Source organism: Nitrospira sp. Vd2 (assembly GCF_979581665.1).
Genome location: NZ_CEFZSK010000014.1, coordinates 1 through 19,474 on the forward strand (window position 1 = coordinate 1; position 19,474 = coordinate 19,474).

Genomic DNA, 19,474 nt, shown 5'->3' on the forward strand with positions numbered 1-19,474 from the left:
ACAGGACACTAGCAGGATGTTGAAAAAGGCCGCCAGCTTCGTTCTCGCATCGCTCGGAGGCTCACCGTACAAACAAGAGTACGCTTCGCCCCCTCGCTCGCTGCGGCCTTGCTGAACAGCCTTTTTGAACATCCTGCGATATTCTTTCTGTTCATGTTGTACCGTGAAGTATTGTTGCTTCTGGCGTCCGGCTATCGTTTTCAACAGCCTGCTACCGACCCGACGCCGGCTGTCGCTCGGGATACAAGCCGGCGGGAACCCCCGAACGCGCCGGCGCCGCCGCTATCCGGCCTGCCAAGTCCTCAATGCACCCCCGGAGCAACTCGTAGCATCGAATCACATCGGCCAGTTCCCCTCGATACGGATCCTCGATCTCCAGGCCTCCATCCGAAGCGCTCCCGCAGAGCCCAAGGAAATAGACCTTCCCTCGGGCATGGGGGAACCGGCCGAGGAGTTCCGCCTCGTTGAAGGCGTCCATCACGAAAATCGCATCCGCGCGCCTCACGAGGTCGGGGGTCACCGGCATCGCACGATGCTCACGGAGCGAGACCGCAAAGGCCTGAGCGGCTTGGATCGCCCGCGGATCGGCCCCCTTCCTGGGGTCGGCATGCAGGCCGGCCGATTCCACGTCGACGCGCTGCCCGCGCGCCGCCAGCGCCTGTTTCAGTAACGTGGCGGCCATCGGACTTCGGATGATGTTGCCGTGGCAGACGAACAGAACGAAGTTGTTCACGGTGAGGCGACCGGGCAGGCGATCGCGGAGCAGACGGAGTTCCCGAAGGATCGCCCTTCGAATGAACACGCGCCGGGCTCTGGTCCCGAGGACGCGGCTCTTGGCTCGCACGGTCAGCACCCCATCCGGGATCACCCGGGTGAGGTACTGTTTCGCTTCGCCCCACAGCAGTCTTTTGATCACGCTGAACGTCTCGCTCACCGCAGGCCGTGGATCACGCCAGCTCCACAGCATGTCGGCAGTCCCCGGCGCGCAGTCCTTTAGGAATCCTGCGACCGCGCGTCCCGCGCTCCCCACGCCGCCTCTGCGCTGGACCTCGCCGTACCATCGCTCGATGGCACCCGACGTCCACCGCGTACGGACACCGACTCGATAGTGCCGCGGCACGCTCGGCGTCTCGCCGCGTGCGATCTGCCATTCGAGCCATGGGAAGTCCATGCCTGCTTGGACAGACAGCGCCAGCGAGCCCCAGTACCGGCCGTTCACTTCCATCAAGACGGCGCGGCCACTCGAGGGATCGACACGAAATTCCACCATCGCGACGCCATCCCATCCGAGTGCGCGAAGCAGGCGGACGGCGTGCTCCGCGAGCACTGGATCGACGGCCTGCGACTCCGCGATCACGCTCACGCCACCCGTGCTCGGCAGCTCTTTGATCCGACGGTGCTGGAACAGCGCGACCGGCTCTCCACGACGCATGAGCGTTTCGATGCCCACGCCCACGCCCTCGCAATACTCCTGAAAGACGCACGACTGCAGCATCGCGGGCCACGTCGCGACCGCTTCCCGCCACTCATCCGAGTTGTTGAACCGACGCACCTTGAACGGAACGCGGACATCGGCCTTGCCACGGGGCTTCGCAACGATCGGAAAACGCACGCCGTGGTCGGTCAACGTTTCGGGGGTCAACAATCCATATGTGATCGGAATCGGAATCCCGAGACGCTCGGCCAGCGTTAATGTCTCGGCCTTGTCAAGCACGCGGTTCACGATGTGCGGCGGTGGACAGCCGACGGCGACGAGATGGGACAAGGCGGTCCAATAGCGACCGACAAGAGCCAACGCGGTATCGCTGGCCGGGATCAGCCGATCATAGGCATGGCGATCCAGATGCTTGAGGAGCCATGTGAGGAAGAATTCCGGATCGGCCTGATGATCGGGGAAGCGCACGAACCGCCGGATGGCCCGTGACGCGAGCGCCGGCCCATGCGAAGACAACGCGGCGACATCCACCACCACACCGCGCCGTGCCAGCGACCTGGCAATTACCACCACGACTCGCGGCTCATCCCCCAGAATCAATGCGGTACTCATCACCTGCTCCCCGACAGCGCGGCATCCCGCAGCATCCTGACGCCGGTCCCGAACCATTGGGTCATACGACGACGGAGTGTGAGTTGGACGGCCTCCAGCGAAACGCGCCGTGCGCCGAAGCCACCCTTGAATTGCTCGAGCCCGGAACCCGCCGTGCTGACACCGCCCAAGTTGAACGTCTTCTTTCCTTCCGCTTTCAGGACCATCGCGATCTCATGCACAAGGGCGTGAGACGCGCCGCACCGCAGCCCTTCCGCACCCGTGCCAGCCGAATGGTAGTAGCCCCCCTCGCGGGCGATGAGGACGAGAATCGAAGACAGCACGCCGTCGTCGTCCCAGGCTTGAAACACCTCACCGGCGCCTGCTTCCATCAACGCGAGGACTTCTCGGGCGGCATAGCCGTCGGTGTCCGGGACCGCTTCTCCTCGCGCCTTGCGCCGCTCCATCGACGTCGCCATCAACGCAACATGCCGATCGACAGCCGCTCGATCGGTGGAGCGTTCGATACGCAGCCCGGACCGTTGTCCCCGCTTGATCTGGCGCCGATGGTGAGACGAGAGGTCGGCCCACAGCGCATCAGAGTGAAGCTCCAACACGTATTCCCATCGCTCGCGTCGCGCCCGCTCTTCTGGCAGGCGTGGAATGAGCGCCTCGCTGGACGCAAAGGTCGCCACATCCACCGTCACGATGTCATGGCGCCGGCATGCGTCGAGCAACGCCGGCCAAAAGGAGTCGGCGGCGATCAGGACGGGCAATGAGGTGATCTCCAGCCGCCCTCCGGCCCGTCCGCGCTGGATGAAGACCGGGCAGAGCGCGTTCGTCTCGCGCAGTCGATCGTCGATGAGCATCCGGCACTCCCATCCCAAACGAGCCCGCGCGGCGGCGTAGGCCGATGTAAAGAACGGATTGGCCGGCGCTGCACCGGCCAGCCGTTCGGCCCAGCCATCCGCCGTGGCATCGACAATCTCTATGCGGCGACGTTCAGGCATCGCGATACCGGCGCTCTAGGATGTTCGCGTCGATCGTGAATTTGCACGCCCAATTGAGATAGAGGTAGGGATTGTAGGCGCCGTCCACGGGGAAGGATCCTTTGACGCCCCCACGGACATCGGCGGGTCCCTCGACGGTGATGCTGCGCCGCACGTAGCGGTTGGCGCGCACGGCCGCGTCCCGGTATCGCATCTCACGCGTGGCGTCGAACAGCAGCCACCAGCACACGGCGATCTGTGACGTGCCCGTCAGGCACGACCAGGAGACGGCAGGCTTCCAGTCGGCGTTCAAACGCCCAGGCAAGTATCCCTCACCATCCAGCACGTCGAGTAGCGGATCGGCCGCGCGCCGCGCTGCCTCGACCCACCGGCGATCGTTCGTCAATCGGTACGCTTCGATGATGCCGCGCAGGACGTAGCCGATGGTGTGAGTGAGTGGTCGCGCTGGGTCGGTGAGGCAACACCGATCAAACCACCCATTCGCGCGTTGGTGCGAGCAGGCCCACCGCATGTTCGCGAGCGCGGCCTCGGCATACCCTCGTGCCGGCTCCAGCCGTGCCGCTTCGAGCAGACCCCACGCGACGTGCGTGTCGTAGACCTTCTCGCCTGAGGCGGCGAACGGACTCGGATGTCGGCGCCAACACCCGTCTTCGTCCTGCGTCGCAACGAGCCAATCGGCCGCCCGTACCATGGCGCTGCGATAGGGCTCACCGAAGTGCTCGGCAGCTGCGGCGAGGCCCAGTAAGATCTGCCCGGTGTTGAACGTCACCGGCACGACCGGCTGCTCACCGATCATCCCGCCTTGGAAGCCGCCGCCCAGCAATTGGATGGAGACGAGCCAGTCCGCCATGCGCTTCGCCCGCTCGATCACACCTCGATCATCGTGCTCCATCCCGACCACGAGCAACGTGGGAATGATGTAGCCGGTCGTCTCCGGGTAGGACGTGCTCCAACCCGACTGCAGACTGTAGTGCCGGGCCACACCGCCGTCATGTGAGGCCGATTGATCTTGCGCCCGACCGAGCCAGGCCAGGCCGGCCTCGATGATGCGATCGACCCCGGGATCGCGTTTCGGCAGACCGGCTCGATCACGCCGGCGCTCGGCCCGCGCGGCGGGCGATAATTCCAGATAGCGCCGCACGCGGCGAAGTGGCTCGACCAATCCGTGGACGGCTTCTCCCATGGCCATGCAGTGTCCTAGAGGTTACGTTCGTCGCTCCACCAACGGCGAGCCGCCTTCGTCGCCGGTCAGCGCTACTGCGCGGAGTCGCCGGCGGTCGGGTCCATCTCCGTAGAGCCTGTCGAAGACCGCGGCGATCCGCTCCGCCGCTTTTCCATCCCACAGTTCAGGAACGCGTCGTGGCCCTCGCCGACTCCGGATCGCACGTCGCCCCGCATCGAGAATCCCGGCCTTGTCGCAGCCGGCGAGTTCGTTGGTGCCGTGTTCAATCGTGGCCGGTCGTTCGGTGTTTTCTCTGAGCGTGACGCACGGCACGCCGAGCACCGTCGTTTCCTCCTGGATTCCGCCGCTGTCCGTGAAGACGACGCGCGCCTCGCACATGAGCGAGAGAAACTCGAGATAGCCCAAGGGCTCCAACACCCCAATGCGACCACGCGCCCGCACTCGCCGCACGACCGCCGGGGCACGCTCGAGCCGCTCACGCGTGCGCAGGTGGCAGGGAAAGAGAATCGGCAGTTCATCCCCAAGCTCGGCGAGCGCGTCCAGAATTCCGGCGAGCGTGTCTGGATCATCGACATTGGCGGGACGGTGCAAGGTAAGGACGGCGTATCGCTGCGGCTCGACTCCGTAGCGTTCGGCCGTTTTCAAGGCGCGCGCCCGCTCCACATGCTTGAGCAACGTGTCCACCATCACGTTTCCGACGAACGCGATCTTCGCCGCGTCGAGACCCTCGCGCAACAGATTGCGTGTCCCGCTGGGCTCCGACGTGAAGAGGAGGTCGGACACGTGATCCGTGACAATCCGGTTCAACTCCTCCGGCATCGTTCGATCGAAACTCCGAAGGCCCGCCTCCACGTGGGCGACCCGAATACCGATCTTCGCCGCACACAAGGCCGCGGCCGCCGTGGAGTTCACGTCGCCGAAGACGATGACCCAGTCCGGCCGTTCTTCCTCCAACACCGGTTCCAGCCGAATCATGATTTCGCCGGTCTGGCGACCGTGCGGCCCCGAGCCGATCTGCAGGTCGAGATCCGGCTTCGGCAGTCCGAGCTCGTCGAAGAACAGGGCCGACATCTCATGACTGTAATGTTGTCCCGTATGGATCAGGCGCAGCCGGGCCCACGTCCGTCGGGACAGCGCTTCCAGGACCGGGGCGGCCTTCATGAAATTCGGGCGAGCCCCGACAATGCATATCATCTTGACCACACCGGCTCTCTCGCGCACGTTCATGGGATGTTCCGGACGATCGGCGGTCCCAACCGATTCGCGATGGCAAGCGGAAGCCGCTTCCAGAGCCGGACGGCGAGGGCATATCGCGGATTGTGCGGATTCAATTCCGGCACGCGGCCGTCTGCCGTCCAGTACTCCCACGTGAGCGGCACCTCCACCGCACCCCATTGCCGCTTGAAGTGGTAGGGTCCAGACCCCGGCGTGCTGCGTCCAAAATCAAAGCGGCGACAGCCGGCCTTCAAGGCCAACTGAATCGCCTCCCAATACAGCCGATGATTGGGGCACCAGCGAAGCGCATCCCGACACGAGGCCGCCCACGGCACTTCCGCCGTCTCACCGTGCACGAGGACGATGCCCGCGGCCACGGCCTCACCATCGCGACGGACGATCAAGAGTCGGCAGGTGTCGGGAAACGCACGGAGCACTTCATCAAAAAAGGTCTGCGCGTAGACCGGTGTGCCGAGGTCGCGCATGTTCCGCGCAAACACACGATAGAAGAGCGGCACTTCCGATGCGCCGCCAATCGTCACCGACAGCGATGAGGCCTCGGCCTTCCGGATTTGATTTCGCAATTTCGCATCAAAGGCTTTCCACTGCGCGTCGACGGTGGGGGCGAGATCCAGCACCATCGTCACTTTGTGATGCTTGGCGACGCCGATGAACTCATGCGGCCTGAGATGTCGCGCCTCGAGATGCCGGGCGTTGAGCCGTTGCGCGAGCGAGGTCGCATGCGCCCAGAGCGCGCGCTCGCTCTCCTCGTCGTCCGCCAACAGTCCGCCGTAGTTGACGAACGGCAGCGAGACGAGAAACCGTCCGAACAGTCGCGAGCTCATGAGGATGAGCGGAAGGACACCCGTGAGCCGCCGCCCTCGTGTCGCGGCCAAGGGCCACGCCTGATGGCCGAACGCGCGCGGAATGACATCGAGCCATTCGAAGCGATGATAGAAGGTGCGATGGGGCGAAGACTGGACGTATCGGTTCCAGTCGTGCCGGTCTTCATATGGACCGACGGTGAGACCGAACGGGGCCGGCCGTGCGGACGCGTGGAAGCTGGCTGCGATCATGCGACTCGTTCGCGAACCAGATCTCGAATGGGTGCGAATGCGTCTCGAATCGAGGCGAATCGGAAATCCTGAAGGAGCCGAATCAGGCGCTCCTCGGTCCGATCGAGGTTGAGATAGTGGCGATACCGGGAAACCACCGGCGCGTCGAGCTTCGGTTGCGCCGGATCAATCTCCCACGGATGCAGGTAGAGGACCAGCGGTTGGCCCCCGGATTCGAGACGCCGAAGCCACCGACGTAGCAAGCCGTAGGGCCAGAGCCGGAAATACCCGCCCCCCGCGACCGGCACCCGACTCTTGCCGACGGGCAGGGTCGACGGCGGAATTTCCCAAAGGGACCCGGAGCCCGTGGTCAGCCGGTGAGCCGTCGGCGTCGCACCCGGCAAGCCGTAGCGATCGTGCCAGACGGGGAAAATACTCGAATCGTACGCGTACCCTTCTTCGACGAGGATCCGGAGCGCCCACACCGTGTCCTCCATGATCGTGAAACTCGGTGCGCGATAGCCCAAAATCGGCTCGCCGACGATCTGCTCGATGACGCGTTTTGCACGTCGGACATCTTCCCGAAACGCTGTCGGAGTCAGAGCCGTCACCATTTGATGGGCATAGCCGTGCGAAGCCAATTCATGCCCTTGGTCTCGAATCCGACGGACAAGGCCCGGGTGCCGTTCGGCCACCCACCCGAGCACAAAGAACGTCGCCCGTGCACCCGCATGCCCGAGCAGCTCGAGGAGACGATCGGTCGACGCCTCCACCCGGCTTTCGAACCGATCCCATTCCTCCGTCTTCACCACACCCTCGAAGGCCGAGACGTGGAAGTATTCCTCGACGTCGATCGTCAGCGCATTCATCGTGACCCTTTCAACCCGACTATCGTGCCCCGGATTGGAACAGGACGGTGTGCAGCGTCTTCAGCGCGATCAGGCCGTCCAGGCGCAGCGACATGTGCTTGATGTAGTAGAGGTCGTATTGCAGTTTTTCGGCAGCGTCTTGAACCGTGGCGCCATAGCGGAACTTGACCTGCGCCCATCCCGTAATGCCGGGCTTGACCGCCAGGCGATACGGATAATAGGGAATGTCTTTCGAGAGCCGATCGATGAATTCGGGACGCTCGGGCCTCGGGCCGATCATGCTCATCTCGCCCCGCAACACGTTGATGATCTGCGGAAGCTCATCGAGCCGGTATTGCCGCATAAACCGACCGATCGGTGTGACCCGCGGATCGCTCTCCTCCGCCCACATGGCGCGGCCCGGAATCTCGGCGTTTTGCCGCATCGACCGAAACTTCAAGATCGTAAACGGACGCCCGTCCATCCCGAGCCGTTCCTGCCGGTAGAACACGGGGCCCCGCGACGTGAACTTGATGAGCAGCGGCAACACCACGAAGAGCGGAGCCGCACAGATCAACGCCGCGATGGCCAGACACAGATCGGCGGCTCGCTTCACGAGGCGGGAGGGCCAGCGAAACCCGCCGTGGAACAAAAAGTGACTCGGTCTGAGGCCGTCGAGAGGAACCTTTCGACACACGCGCTCGTAAAACGTGACGCCGTCTTCGACGCGAATCCCCCGAAACCGGCACGCCAACAACTGATGCATCGGCAAATCGCCGCGGCCATCAGAGGCGGCGACGACGACACAATCGATGGCGTCGCGCATGGCAATCTTGTCCAATTGCTCCAACGGATCGTATCGCTCCCGCTCGTGGTCATCGAGGGCTGCCTCGCCACCGATGCGCCGGCACACTCGGCCGACCACCTGATACGACGAATGCCTCGTCAACTCTGCGAGCAGCCGATCGCCGAGCAGACCATTTCCTACGATGAGAACCCGAGCACGGCCCGGTCGCAGTCGACCTCGGACGGTCGGCCGACTCCCGCTCTCCTGCGACGCTCGGTACGCCCAGACCCACCGGTCCGGTCCCTGTTCACCGCGATGAGGAAACGGCTGCCACGCCACTCGGTCAAGATCCGAAGACACCGATGTATCGGGTGAAGCCGTCAACCATTCCGTCGATCCCGTCTGCGCGTCATGTAGAGCGGCGGTCAAGCGCAAATACTCGGCTAACGTATCCTCCGTCTCCGCCATGCATACCCCCTCGGACAACCTGTACCCGTGGAAATGCTGAAGGCATCGTAGAGGCTTCACCTCGGAGGCAACATCGGAAAAGGGCTGTTAGGGCTGTAGGAATTCCTTCGCCCCCCGATTCGCCCTCAACTTACAGGTAGCGGGGAGCGCGTAAGAGATGATTGCGGTGCGCAGGGAACGCGCGTGCGGCTATCGACAGTGACACCGCATGACGGCAAATGGTCGACGTTCAGAGAAATGGCCGTCGTCGCATTCATGATGAAGGCGCTTGGCGCGGAAACGTTGACAGGACGCACAGGCGGGGTGAAGCAGCTGCGACGAAGCGGGAGGCTCGAAGCCGGTGATCGAGTCCTACGGACTCGCTCCTAGGGTAGGCAGCGAAGGAGCGGCCGGGCAGAGGCCCAGCGACTCCGTCAGTCGATCAATCCCTCGCGGATGACATAATGCGTGAGCTCGGCATTGTTCTTCATTTTCATCTTCTCGAGGATACGTGCACGATAGGTACTAATCGTTTTTACGCTGAGGGACAGTTTGTCTGCGATTTCCTTCACCGTCTTGCCGAGCGCGATCATACAGAGAACCTCGTATTCGCGATCGGACAAGGTTTCATGCAGCGGCTTTCCCGAATCGGATTCGAGGTCGAACGCGAGCTTTTCCGCCAGCGTCGGGCTCACGTACTTCCCGCCCGTCACAACTTTGCGAATCGCGGCGACCAATTGCTCGGGCGCGCTGTCCTTGGTCAGATACCCATAGGCGCCGGCCTTCAAGACTCGCACGGCATACTGATCTTCGGGATGGACGCTCAACACGAGGACCGGCAAGCTGGGCCGCTCCCGTTTGATATGCATCAACGTGTCGAGCCCGCTTCGCCCCGGCATGGCGATATCGAGCACGACCACGTCCACGTGGTTGGAGCGAATCTTGTCCAGCACTTCCTGTCCGTTCGTGGCCTGCGCGGCCACGATGATATCGGGCGTCTCGGACAAGATCTGCTTCAGGCCTTCGAGGACGACGGCATGGTCGTCGGCAATTAGCACTTTGATCATAGCGGCAACTCCTCGGATAATCGTTAACGACTCGACGGTGTCATCACGCGCGCTCCTCGGTAGGCGACCCGGATCCTCGGAGAGGCTCCGTCGCAGGCGTCAATTCTCGAAATGTCCAAATCCGGCCGTCGGCGCGGCCACCGTCCAGATGCGGCGTGCTCACACGCTCGATCAATCGTCCGTCGAGCAACTCCAAGATGTCATAGCTTTCCGTCTCAGGCGAGGCGTGCAGTTCGCTGACCGTCCTCAGCAGCAGCTCGGGGACTTTCAACTGCCGCATCATCCAGTCGGTGATCTCGCCAATCGTTCGCGCGCTGGCGACCGCATCCGGCATCTGCCACATCGCAATGAGACGTTGGTTGAAACTTTTCACATGACCGTCCGCGTCGACGACGAGCACCCCATCGGTCGTCGATTCGAGCGCGGCGTCGAGCTGGCGCAGAACACGTTGGAACTCCCGTTCGTCGGCAATCCCGATCGCGGCTTCAAGAATCGCGGCGCTCTTCGTCAAGCCTCGCAGCTCCACGTCCGACCACTGGCGTTCGCTGAGGCAGTGATCGAATTCCACGAACCCCCACCATTCTCGACCGGCGAACAGTGGCACGACGAGGACGTTCCGAATCCCGTACGAGCCCAGCGCGGCCGCCTCTGGTTCCGGAAACGTCTCGACCGATCCGCTGATCACCTCACGTCGCGACAGCACGTCTTCCCAGCGGCCGAAGCCTTTGGCGCGGAGCGACCAACTGAACCATTGCGACCACTCGGAACGCGCGACTTCGCCGCGGCCGATCCATTCGTATCGGCGGCTGGCCCACTGTTCTCCCCCCTCGCCCCGATGGTTCTTGAACAAAGCGACGCGGTTGACTTCCGCGAGCCGCACCCAACGCTTGAATTCCTCCCAGACGGCCGGCGTGAGCACGGCCGACTCAGGAGCCGGCGGCGCATCGACCTGCGGCTCGGCTCGCTCTTGGGGTCCGCCCGTTGGTTGAGAACGCGACGACGGCGGTGATGAGGCCCGCGATGGGACAGAGGCGGAACTCCGCTCGACGACAACCGTCTCCGCTTGCAAGGCGCGCCGTACCCGCATGAGAAGCCATGCGAGCGCGGCCAGCACGACGATCAGTGCGAGGGCAGCCCAGACAAGTAGCTGCTCCACGCGACGATGGAAGCTCGCCACAACGCGGCTGCGATCCATCCGCGCGAGGACGAGCCAGCGCGGTTGCCCCTCTTCTGCCCGGCCATACCTTGCGACGCCCGCGTAACCCGTGACCACGGGCAACCCGCGTTGCGGATGCAGCTCGAAGCGATAGCCCGATGAATCGGAGAATGCAGGCACCCGGTCCATCGCCTGCGCCGTCGACTGGCCTGTTCGGCGCGCGGCAGGTTCATACAGTACAAGACCATTGTCGGCTACGAGGCGATATTCCACGAAGCCCCCGCCATCACTTACGCCCGCGGACGACCGCCTGGCGGCATCGAACAAGAACTCTAGCGTGCGGAGGTCAACCCGCAAGATGACGGCTCCCGCCCATCGCCCCTCGTCGTCGACCATTGGCGCAGGAAAGATCAGCGCTCGAGCCGCCTGATCGAACGTCTCCGCGAACGGTCGTTCGCTGAGCGCGTGCTGCCGCAGCGCTTGAAACCATCGACTTTGCCCTTCCTCCGTCCCCACGGCAGTCGGGTCGGATGACGCCACGACCTGTCCTTCCGCGTTCGTCACGTTGATGCGTACATAGTCGGGTAAGGCCAATTTCAGGGACCGTAGATAGTCGGCTGCCGCCTCTGCGGGCCCTTCTCGAAGAGAACGGACCTGTGCGAGGGTGCGAGCGTAGAGGCCATGCTCGTACATGACCCGACTGATGGAGTCGCTCAGTGAGGCCGCGGTTCGGGCAAGGCCCTGTCCCGCTACCAGAAGCAGGCTGGATTCAAGCTGTCGGACGAGGACGGTCGCGATCGCGACCATGCCGATCCAGACGACGACCAGCGTCGCCAGCAGCCCGCCTGCCGACCAGCCAGAACCCGCGCTATCCGATCTCGTTCGACGTACCATGTCGTAAATACTTCGGAGTCCTCGTACCGTTGTGCTTACGCAGACTCTCTATCATAAAAGCCGTTCAGAACGGAACGCAACCGAGGTCCTAGGTAATGGCATCTATTCACAGCACGGGCGGCTGCTCAGCCATCGCATACCGCCCATAGTACTGGTGCCGTGGGGTGATCAAATCATTCAGCACGACGCCTTCGATACTGCCGCCCGCGAGGAAGCGCAGCGCCTCGCCCACCACCCCTTGCGGTGTCTGTTCCGCACGCACCACAAGCACGATGCCGTCGACCACCTCCGAGAACAGGTTCATGTCGGCCATCGGCAGAATCGGCGGTGCATCGAGGACGACCAACACGCCGCGTTGCCGCAGGTCGCTCAACAGCTCCTGCATGCCCAGCCGGCTCGCCGTGAGCCCCGGCCCGCCGTGCTCGACCGTGCCGGCCGGAAGAATCCGGAGGTTGGGATGGCTGTGCTGCGACAGCGTCTGATCCAAGCGACACTGACCGGCCAAAACGTTGATCAAGCCTGGGTCGTTTTGGAGACCCATCCGGATCGAGACTTCGGGGTTGCGAATGTCGCCGTCGATCAGGATGGTTTCTTCCAGATAATCGCGGGCGAGCGTCACCGCGAGGCCCAGGGCAACGGTGGTTTTCCCCTCGCCGGAGAGCGAGCTGGTGACGGCGAGGATTTTGGCGCCCTTCTTCTCACGCGCCTGGACGATCCGTCCCGCGAGGACCCGGAACTGCTCGGCCCCCAGCGCATTCATGTGCGCCTGCAAGACGCGCTGTGACCGCCCGCCGGCCGGCAGCTTCTGGAGCATCGTGCCGTTGCCCGACTCGGGCGCTGCAGGCCGCTGCACGCGCGTGAACCACCGCTTCCATCGTGACGGAGGATCGGCCGCCCCGTTGGACGCTTCGCCGCCGCCCGCGATGAACATGTGTGGAATGGTTGCCAGCATCGGCAATCCCAGCGAGACCTCGATCTCCTCCGGACGCCGAAACGGCAAGTTCCGGAAATCCAACCACCAGATCGTGCCTCCGGCGAGCCCGAGACCGCCCACGAGCCCGGCCATGAAGACCTTCAACGGATCCGGTTTAATGGGCTTAACCGGGAAGTTGGCGGGATCGAGCACGCGGAATTGCTCGCCCTTCTGCCGCTTCTCCATCTGTTCGGTGACTTTGGCGGTCTCCTTGTTCGCGAGCAGCGTTTGGTAATGCTTATTGGTGTTTTCGTAGTCGCGCAGCAGGACGCTCAATTCCTGCTCGCGCAAGGGCATCGTCTCCATGCGATGCTCGAGATCCTTGATCTGCCGCTCGAGGTCGGCCACCCGCTGCCGTCGCACCCGGATCTCCGCTTCCACCGTCCGTAATTGCCCATCGACGTCCGAGCCGCTGACGACGACGTCTTCCTCGAGGTCTTCCTTCAACGGGCCTCTGGCGATGCGGGTCTCCAGATCCTTGATCTCGCGCCGCAGCCGCAACACGTCGGGATACGTGTCCTTGTACTCGGCGAGCAACTGGGCCAGTTGTTCACGTAATTGCCGGAGCCGGGCCTTCGGCGAGAGGTGAATGACGGCGCCCGGCGACCCGGTCGTACTCTCGATCGCGTCGCGCATGATCTCGCGCCGCTCCACCAACATCCGCAGCATGTCGTGTTGCGTCTGCAGTTCGATGTTGAGACGATCGAGCGTCCTGAGCATCGCCTCGCTCTGCTGGGGGAGCTGCCCCATGTGCCGCTGTTTATAGGCCGTGATCTCCGCCTCCTGGCGGTCCAGCTTTTCCTTCACGCGCAGCAATTCCTGATCCAGGAATTCCGACGTGCCCTCCACGAGCTGCTCGCGCACTTTCAGGTTTTCCCCGATGAACAGCGAGGCGAGCTTGTTGGTGACCTGCATGACGAGCATCGGATCATAGCCGTCGTAGGAAATCGTGAAGGCCTGGATGTTGCGGTGCATCCGATCATCGACGGTCGTCACCTTGATATCGCGCCGCATCAAATCGACCACGTCGTCGAGCGGCTGGCGCTTCAGCTCGTCGGCGTACAGATGAAACTCTTCGATAATCTTCTGAAGCAGCGTCCGGCTGAGGATTTGCTGCTGAATCGTGATCAATCGCTCCTCGATCGTATCCACCGCCATCGGCTTGATGTAATCGGTCGGCACCTTCTGCGACTCCACCAAGATCAGCGTGCTCGACCGGTACACTTTCGGCATGAAGAAAAAGGCGACCGCGGCGCCGACCAAGCCGACAATCAGCCAGAGGAGCACGATCCACTTGCGCCGCTTCAGGACATCGATATAGTCGGCGAATTCGAGCATCGTTACCTGCGCTCCAGTCTGTCCATCCACTCGCGGAAGGCGTTCGGAAATTGGGCGTTCAGCGTGATCGTCACGGCATCCCGATTGAAGTCAAACGACTGCCCGCTGAATTTGTTATCGATCTTATTGTGCAAATAGCCGCCGGTCAGGGTCAGCGTCTTGGTCAGCTGGTAGTTGATACTGGCCTGCGCGCCATACGAAATGAACTCGAGCACGGGATTGGGCGTGGACTCGTTCCTCCCGTAATTCACCATCCCCGACACCGACAGGCGCTCGGTAAAGCGATGCATCACGGACAACGAGGCCACCTGGCTGATCAATGGCAGCGCCTGAATAAAGAAACTGGGGAAGATCGAGCGTGAATACGTCGCGGTCACGGTGGTATTTCGTTCGGTGTACTCGAGCGACCCGCTCGCAAGATATTGCAGTCGGTTGCTCCCGCTGAACTTCGTAAAACCGCCGGAGACGTTCGCCGACAGTTTCTGTGTAAACCCGTGCCGCCAGGCCACCGTGCCGCCTTCGAGCTCAAAACCGCTATTGAATGTGCTCCCCTGACTCCAATTGACGCTGGAATAGTTGAAATTCAGAGTCACGACATCCCGCGGCGTCACCCGAAACTGCGGTCCCACGCCGACGTTGGTGAAGGTGGTGGTGAAGAAGCCTTGCCCGGGCGTCGGCGCAAACGTCGTCCCGAACCGCATGTATTGGTTCGACACGGACGCTTGCATGCTGGTGACCCGGTTAAACTCATACGCGGTGGTCGCCGTCACGATATTGATCAACGAATTCGCCCGGACCGCTTGGATCCCGCGGATGAAGTTGTCCTGAGCGCCGGTCCCCGCTTCTGGTCGAAAGAAATTCGGCGGCTGCGGCGTGTAGGTGACGTATTCGGAGAAGCCAAGCTTCCAGCGTTTACTCACCATCGCGGCAATCGGATCGAGATTGACGCTGGCGCCCGCGTTAACGGCGATGTAATTCAAGCCGGGATTCTCGACGTACAATTCGCTCGTCATGGTGGTCCGGCCGTTGACCGTCAAGAGCCGGCTGGAATGTTCCACGTTCAGTTGCGGCGCGATGGTCGTCACGAAATCCTCGAGGTGCTTTCCCGACTGGATAAAGTACACGTTCGTATCGTACCGCTCGGACACGCTGATGGAGGGAATGACCCGCGTCTGCGCTTGACCCCACGCCGCCGGAATCAGTGCAGTCAGCCCGGCGAGCACGGTGAAGCCGAACGCCGTTACGCGCCGCGCCGTGGACCGACACATCTCCGGCCTTCGAGGGAAGTTGCCGGGGTAGGCTGCCGGCGAATGGTCATTCCGCTCTCGTGCATGGCCACGACGTTCACGCTCCGCAGGATGTCGAAAAAGGCCGCGAGCTTCCACTGGGCGCTCACCATCTCGCGCCCGTGCGCAAACGTGAGGCGAATTATTCCTCGCCTCGCGCACCTCGCATCACTCGGCGGCTCAACGTACAAACAATAGTACGCTTCGCCTCCTCCTTCGCTGCGGCCTTGGCCGGGAAGGGGCACGTCTTGGCGCGCCTGGGGCGGGCGGGTGAAACGGACGGCCTTTTTGAACATCCTGTAATACCCTACTAGGGCACCACCAGCGTGTCGCCGGGAACGAGGATGGCGTTGTGAGTCGAGTCCTCACCCGACACGATCTCATCGTAATCGATCGGGATTCGCACCTCGGTCTCCCGGTCCGGCACCTTCCGCAGCATGAACATCTTGCTCTTGGACGCGTACGGCGTGAAGCCGCCCGCCATGGAGACCGCTTGCAGCACGGTCGTGTATGACTTCAGTTGATATTTTCCGGGGTGAGCCACCTCGCCCAACACGTAGATCCCGTAGCTGTTCACCTCCTTGACCACGACGGACACATTCGGATTCTCTTTGTACTCTTTCAGGCGGTTGACGATTTCCTTGGTCAGCTGATCCGGCGTCAGACCGACGGCATAGACGTCGCCGATCAACGGCAGCGAAATTTTCCCGTCCGGCCGCACCGTGACCGTTTTCGACAGGTCCTGGTTGCGCCAGACGATGATCTCCAACACATCCTCGGGGCCGATCTTGTAATCCCCGCTCGCATAAGACGCGGTCGTGATGGCGGCAGGCTCCGGACGAGGATCGAACGGGCTGCATCCCACCACGACCGCCAACGCGAGGCAGACGACACTCGACAGGCAACGGCAGCCGATCATTGCGTCAACACCATCGTCTCTGCAGGCACGACAATCGTGTCGCCCGGTTTGAGAATGACGTTTTGCGCATGCCCCTCGCGCAGCACGATGTCATCGTAGCTTGCCTTCATCTTCACTTCGTTGTTCTTGCCTTCCCATCGGAAGATCACGATCTTGTTACGCGCGGCGATCGGCGTGAATCCGCCCGCGATCGTAATCGCCTGAAGCAGGGTCGTCTTACTCTTCAAATAGTACCGTCCCGGCTTCTGCACCTCCCCCAGCACATAAATCCCGTAGCTGTTCACTTGCTGGAGGATGACGGACACGGTCGGCGTCTCTTTGAATTGTTTGAGCCGGTTGACGATATTGGCGGTCAACTCGCTCGGCGTGAGCCCCGTCGCCTCGATGTCGCCCAAGAGCGGCAGCGAAATGCGACCATCCGGCCGGACGGTGACGACTTTGGAAAGATCCTGATTGCGCCACACAATGATCTCCAGCACGTCTTCCGGCCCGATGTAATATTCGTTCGTCACGACCAAGGAATCTTTTTCGGCCTTTTCCATCGCCTGCGTGCCGTCCACGCCGGCCCGTTTCCCGACGGAGGACGGAGGGGCCGACGGCTTCGACTCGGGCGTCGGCCCTAGTTGCGCACCAGCAATCGCCGGTAGGGAACTGATGAGCAGAGAGAACCCGAGCAGGCCAAGCAATTGTACGGTCGCGCGCACGTTGTCACCCCTTTCGTAAGCCCCGGGTCGTGAGGCGAACTCGGTTGATCACTCGATCCGTCACGGCCCCGAGTTGCAGTCGCATGAAGGAAGAAACCCTTCGAGGAGCAGTAGGCCGACACGGTGTGGTCTGACCGTTCGGCATAGACTCGTCTGACGGCGGCGTTTCGCGGTCCCTGGCGATGTCGTCAGGCAGAATCGCTCAAGCTGTTGGGTGGGATGATAAGCAGCGGAGGGAAGCCGCCATATCGGCGGTGGCCCTATTCTCCTGTAGGGGTAAAATCTGGCAGTACGTCAGGACTATCTGACGCATGCGCACGTGGGTCGGAGTCGACCCTCCGGGAGCGGGTTCTCACGACAACGTCGCTACTTGGGCTTGGCGCCTCGAAGCATCTCATCGGCGGTCTGCCGGACCGCGTGCGTAATGGACGACCCGGCGACCATGCGGGCGATTTCCTCACGGCGAGAAGCCGAATCGAGCGCGGTGACACGGGTGAACGTTCGGCCCTTGGTCACGGCTTTTTCCACTCGCCAGTGCGCGTCGGCCAGCGACGCGATTTGAGGCAGGTGCGTGATCGCAAGAACCTGGTGAAATGTTCCCAACGCGCGGAGCCGCTGCCCCATGGCGCTCGCGACCGCTCCGCCGACACCGGCGTCGATCTCATCGAAGATCAACACCGGCACGGTATCGGTCTCCGCCAGCACGGATTTCATAGCGAGCATGATCCGTGACAGCTCGCCACCGGACGCCACCTTCGCCAACGGCATGACCGGTTCGCCGGGATTTGCGGACAGCAAGAACGCCACCCTGTCGGCTCCCGCCGGCCCCAAGTTGCCCTCGTCTTGCACATCCACGATGAATTGAGTGCGTTCCATGCACAGTGCCGCCAATTCCTGCTTGACTCGCTTGGCGAGCGACGCGGCCGCGCGTCGACGAGCACTGGACAGTCGTTCCGCCATGGAACGCACGCGTTGGTGCGCCTCATCCACACGAGCTCGCAACGCGGCCGTGCGCTCATCGGACGAGGCGATCGCGGCAAGCTGTTCCCCGAGTTGGACCTGCTTCTGGATCAACCCCTCCAGCGTCTCCCCATACTTCTTTTTCAAACGCTGCAGCCGATCGACTCGTTCGTCGACGGTGGCAAGGCGATCGGGATCATGTTCCAAGCCGTCGCGATAGCTGCGGACACGGTGGACAAGCTCACGCAACGGGATGTCCGCCGAGTCGGCAAGCGACACAAGGTCCGCTGCAGCCGTGTCGATCTGCCGAATCGCTTTCAAACAATCCGACACGTGCTTCAAGCCGCCGAGCAACGACGGTTCCTGGTCATACAGCACGGCGTACGCCTGCTCGATCAACTCGCCCAGCCGCTGTGCGTGACGAAGCCGTTGCTGCTCGGCGGCCAGCGCTTCGTCTTCACCCGGTTGGAGCGCCGCATCCGATAGCTCCCGGTATTGGAACTGGAGAAACTCCTCCTGCTGGCGCTGCTCCGCAAGACGGCGCTCTTCCGCCTCGAAGGCCTCCCGGATCTCGCACCACGCTCCATAGACGTCGGCGTACTCGTGACGGAGGGCACCGAGCTGACCGAATGCATCGAGCGCCTGAAGTTGGGTCTGTGGGGAGAGGAGCGATTGCTGGTCGTGCTGACCAAGGATATCGACCAGTGTGCCGGCGAACGACTGTAAGACGTGGAGAGGTGTCAGCGCCCCATTGACATAGATCCGATGACGTCCGGAGCGCGAGAGCACCCGGCGAACGATCAGCTCCGTCTCGTCACGGCCAACGACCCCCTGCTCGCGGAGCCGGGCAAGAACGGGATGAGAGCCGGATATCGAAAAAGCCGCTTCCACGACCGCTTCTTCGGCCTCGGTCCGAATCTGATCCGTCGTGGCTCGGCCGCCGACGAGCAGGGCGAGCGCATCCACCAAGATGGATTTGCCGGCCCCCGTCTCGCCCGTCAAGACATGAAACCCGGGAGAAAATTCGAGGCTCACCCGATCGATCAGCGCGAAGTTCGTAATTCGCAGCTCGGTGAGCATTGGGAAGGGCGGCGACGCCGTGGCGCGGGACGATTCACTGAGGCGTCCGGCGGGCAACGCCCATCACGTGAGCCGGCCTACGTCGTCGCGGCTTGCGCAAGCAGATTATCGATCACTTCTTTGAATTGCCGCTTCGGTCTGGCCCCGATGAGTTTCTCGACCGGCTGTCCGTTCTTGAAGAACAGGATTGTGGGGATGCTCATGATTTGATAGCGGCCGGCGACCTCCGGATTCTCATCGGTGTTCAGCTTCATGACCTTCAGCTTCCCGGCATACTCGGTCGCCAATTCATCGACGATCGGCGCGACCATCTGACACGGCCCGCACCACACTGCCCAGAAATCCACCATCACGACGCCCGGCGATTTGATGACTTCCGTTTCCCACGTCCGATCATCCACCTTCAACGCATTTCCCACAAGCGCCCTCCTTCCGTGCATCCAGAGTCGAGCCGGCATCGTATCGTACGGTTCTTAGGGGAGTCAATGGCGCGAGGACCGAGGCCTCGTTTGGTGTGCGGCGCGTC

16 protein-coding genes are annotated in these 19,474 nt (G+C 62.6%); all 16 read right to left on the bottom strand.

Annotated features, from left to right (window positions below):
- Positions 1 to 204 (bottom strand): hypothetical protein (locus AC1U7K_RS07535; protein WP_480250439.1); only part of this gene is annotated, 204 nt, incomplete at its 3' end.
- Positions 205 to 211: 7 nt separating this feature from the next.
- Positions 212 to 2,047: an arsenate reductase/protein-tyrosine-phosphatase family protein gene (locus AC1U7K_RS07540; protein WP_480250440.1), complete on the bottom strand. Its 1,836-nt coding sequence runs from the start codon at positions 2,045 to 2,047 to the stop codon at positions 212 to 214.
- Positions 2,047 to 3,036: a GNAT family N-acetyltransferase gene (locus AC1U7K_RS07545; RefSeq protein ID WP_480250442.1), complete on the bottom strand. Its 990-nt coding sequence runs from the start codon at positions 3,034 to 3,036 to the stop codon at positions 2,047 to 2,049. Before AC1U7K_RS07545 ends, AC1U7K_RS07540 begins: the two co-directional genes overlap by 1 nt.
- Positions 3,029 to 4,225, bottom strand: a complete 1,197-nt coding sequence (locus tag AC1U7K_RS07550; protein ID WP_480250443.1) for a hypothetical protein — start codon at positions 4,223 to 4,225, stop codon at positions 3,029 to 3,031. Before AC1U7K_RS07550 ends, AC1U7K_RS07545 begins: the two co-directional genes overlap by 8 nt.
- A gap of 15 nt (positions 4,226 to 4,240) precedes the next feature.
- Positions 4,241 to 5,446 (bottom strand): non-hydrolyzing UDP-N-acetylglucosamine 2-epimerase, encoded by a 1,206-nt coding sequence (gene wecB / locus AC1U7K_RS07555; RefSeq protein ID WP_480250444.1) that lies wholly within the window; start codon positions 5,444 to 5,446, stop codon positions 4,241 to 4,243.
- On the bottom strand, positions 5,443 to 6,510 hold the full coding sequence (locus AC1U7K_RS07560; RefSeq protein ID WP_480250445.1) for a FemAB family XrtA/PEP-CTERM system-associated protein: 1,068 nt from the start codon (positions 6,508 to 6,510) through the stop codon (positions 5,443 to 5,445). The genes wecB and AC1U7K_RS07560 overlap by 4 nt, the downstream gene beginning before the upstream one ends.
- Positions 6,507 to 7,358, bottom strand: a complete 852-nt coding sequence (locus AC1U7K_RS07565; RefSeq protein WP_480250446.1) for an XrtA system polysaccharide deacetylase — start codon at positions 7,356 to 7,358, stop codon at positions 6,507 to 6,509. The genes AC1U7K_RS07560 and AC1U7K_RS07565 overlap by 4 nt, the downstream gene beginning before the upstream one ends.
- 19 nt (positions 7,359 to 7,377) lie before the next feature.
- Positions 7,378 to 8,592: an exopolysaccharide biosynthesis polyprenyl glycosylphosphotransferase gene (locus tag AC1U7K_RS07570; protein ID WP_480250448.1), complete on the bottom strand. Its 1,215-nt coding sequence runs from the start codon at positions 8,590 to 8,592 to the stop codon at positions 7,378 to 7,380.
- A 413-nt stretch (positions 8,593 to 9,005) separates the two neighbouring features.
- Entirely contained in the window at positions 9,006 to 9,638 is a 633-nt protein-coding gene (locus AC1U7K_RS07575) for a response regulator (protein ID WP_480250449.1), read from the bottom strand.
- A gap of 43 nt (positions 9,639 to 9,681) precedes the next feature.
- Positions 9,682 to 11,688, bottom strand: coding sequence for a GAF domain-containing protein (locus AC1U7K_RS07580; RefSeq protein WP_480250450.1), 2,007 nt, complete (start codon positions 11,686 to 11,688; stop codon positions 9,682 to 9,684).
- A 106-nt stretch (positions 11,689 to 11,794) separates the two neighbouring features.
- Positions 11,795 to 13,999 carry a GumC family protein gene (locus AC1U7K_RS07585; protein WP_480250451.1) on the bottom strand — a complete coding sequence of 735 codons (2,205 nt, stop codon included), beginning with the start codon at positions 13,997 to 13,999 and terminating at the stop codon, positions 11,795 to 11,797.
- A gap of 2 nt (positions 14,000 to 14,001) precedes the next feature.
- On the bottom strand, positions 14,002 to 15,267 hold the full coding sequence (locus AC1U7K_RS07590) for an outer membrane beta-barrel protein (protein WP_480250453.1): 1,266 nt from the start codon (positions 15,265 to 15,267) through the stop codon (positions 14,002 to 14,004).
- Between the two features lie 328 nt (positions 15,268 to 15,595).
- On the bottom strand, positions 15,596 to 16,204 hold the full coding sequence (locus AC1U7K_RS07595; protein ID WP_480250454.1) for a polysaccharide biosynthesis/export family protein: 609 nt from the start codon (positions 16,202 to 16,204) through the stop codon (positions 15,596 to 15,598).
- Entirely contained in the window at positions 16,201 to 16,908 is a 708-nt protein-coding gene (locus AC1U7K_RS07600) for a polysaccharide biosynthesis/export family protein (RefSeq protein WP_480250456.1), read from the bottom strand. Before AC1U7K_RS07600 ends, AC1U7K_RS07595 begins: the two co-directional genes overlap by 4 nt.
- 366 nt (positions 16,909 to 17,274) lie before the next feature.
- On the bottom strand, positions 17,275 to 19,005 hold the full coding sequence (gene recN / locus AC1U7K_RS07605) for a DNA repair protein RecN (RefSeq protein WP_480250457.1): 1,731 nt from the start codon (positions 19,003 to 19,005) through the stop codon (positions 17,275 to 17,277).
- Positions 19,006 to 19,025: 20 nt separating this feature from the next.
- Positions 19,026 to 19,367: a thioredoxin gene (gene trxA / locus AC1U7K_RS07610; protein WP_480250458.1), complete on the bottom strand. Its 342-nt coding sequence runs from the start codon at positions 19,365 to 19,367 to the stop codon at positions 19,026 to 19,028.
- Between the last annotated feature and the right edge of the window lie 107 nt (positions 19,368 to 19,474).

Bases quoted from the DNA above. Each gene is read 5' to 3' on its own strand.
- wecB (WP_480250444.1), bottom strand. From the start codon at position 5,446: ATGAACGTGCGCGAGAGAGCCGGTGTGGTCAAGATGATATGCATTGTC.
- AC1U7K_RS07585 (WP_480250451.1), bottom strand. From the start codon at position 13,999: ATGCTCGAATTCGCCGACTATATCGATGTCCTGAAGCGGCGCAAGTGG.
- AC1U7K_RS07570 (WP_480250448.1), bottom strand. From the start codon at position 8,592: ATGGCGGAGACGGAGGATACGTTAGCCGAGTATTTGCGCTTGACCGCC.
- AC1U7K_RS07565 (WP_480250446.1), bottom strand. From the start codon at position 7,358: ATGAATGCGCTGACGATCGACGTCGAGGAATACTTCCACGTCTCGGCC.
- AC1U7K_RS07540 (WP_480250440.1), bottom strand. From the start codon at position 2,047: ATGAGTACCGCATTGATTCTGGGGGATGAGCCGCGAGTCGTGGTGGTA.
- AC1U7K_RS07590 (WP_480250453.1), bottom strand. From the start codon at position 15,267: ATGTGTCGGTCCACGGCGCGGCGCGTAACGGCGTTCGGCTTCACCGTG.
- AC1U7K_RS07575 (WP_480250449.1), bottom strand. From the start codon at position 9,638: ATGATCAAAGTGCTAATTGCCGACGACCATGCCGTCGTCCTCGAAGGC.
- AC1U7K_RS07545 (WP_480250442.1), bottom strand. From the start codon at position 3,036: ATGCCTGAACGTCGCCGCATAGAGATTGTCGATGCCACGGCGGATGGC.
- AC1U7K_RS07560 (WP_480250445.1), bottom strand. From the start codon at position 6,510: ATGATCGCAGCCAGCTTCCACGCGTCCGCACGGCCGGCCCCGTTCGGT.
- AC1U7K_RS07580 (WP_480250450.1), bottom strand. From the start codon at position 11,688: ATGGTACGTCGAACGAGATCGGATAGCGCGGGTTCTGGCTGGTCGGCA.
- AC1U7K_RS07550 (WP_480250443.1), bottom strand. From the start codon at position 4,225: ATGGCCATGGGAGAAGCCGTCCACGGATTGGTCGAGCCACTTCGCCGC.
- AC1U7K_RS07595 (WP_480250454.1), bottom strand. From the start codon at position 16,204: ATGATCGGCTGCCGTTGCCTGTCGAGTGTCGTCTGCCTCGCGTTGGCG.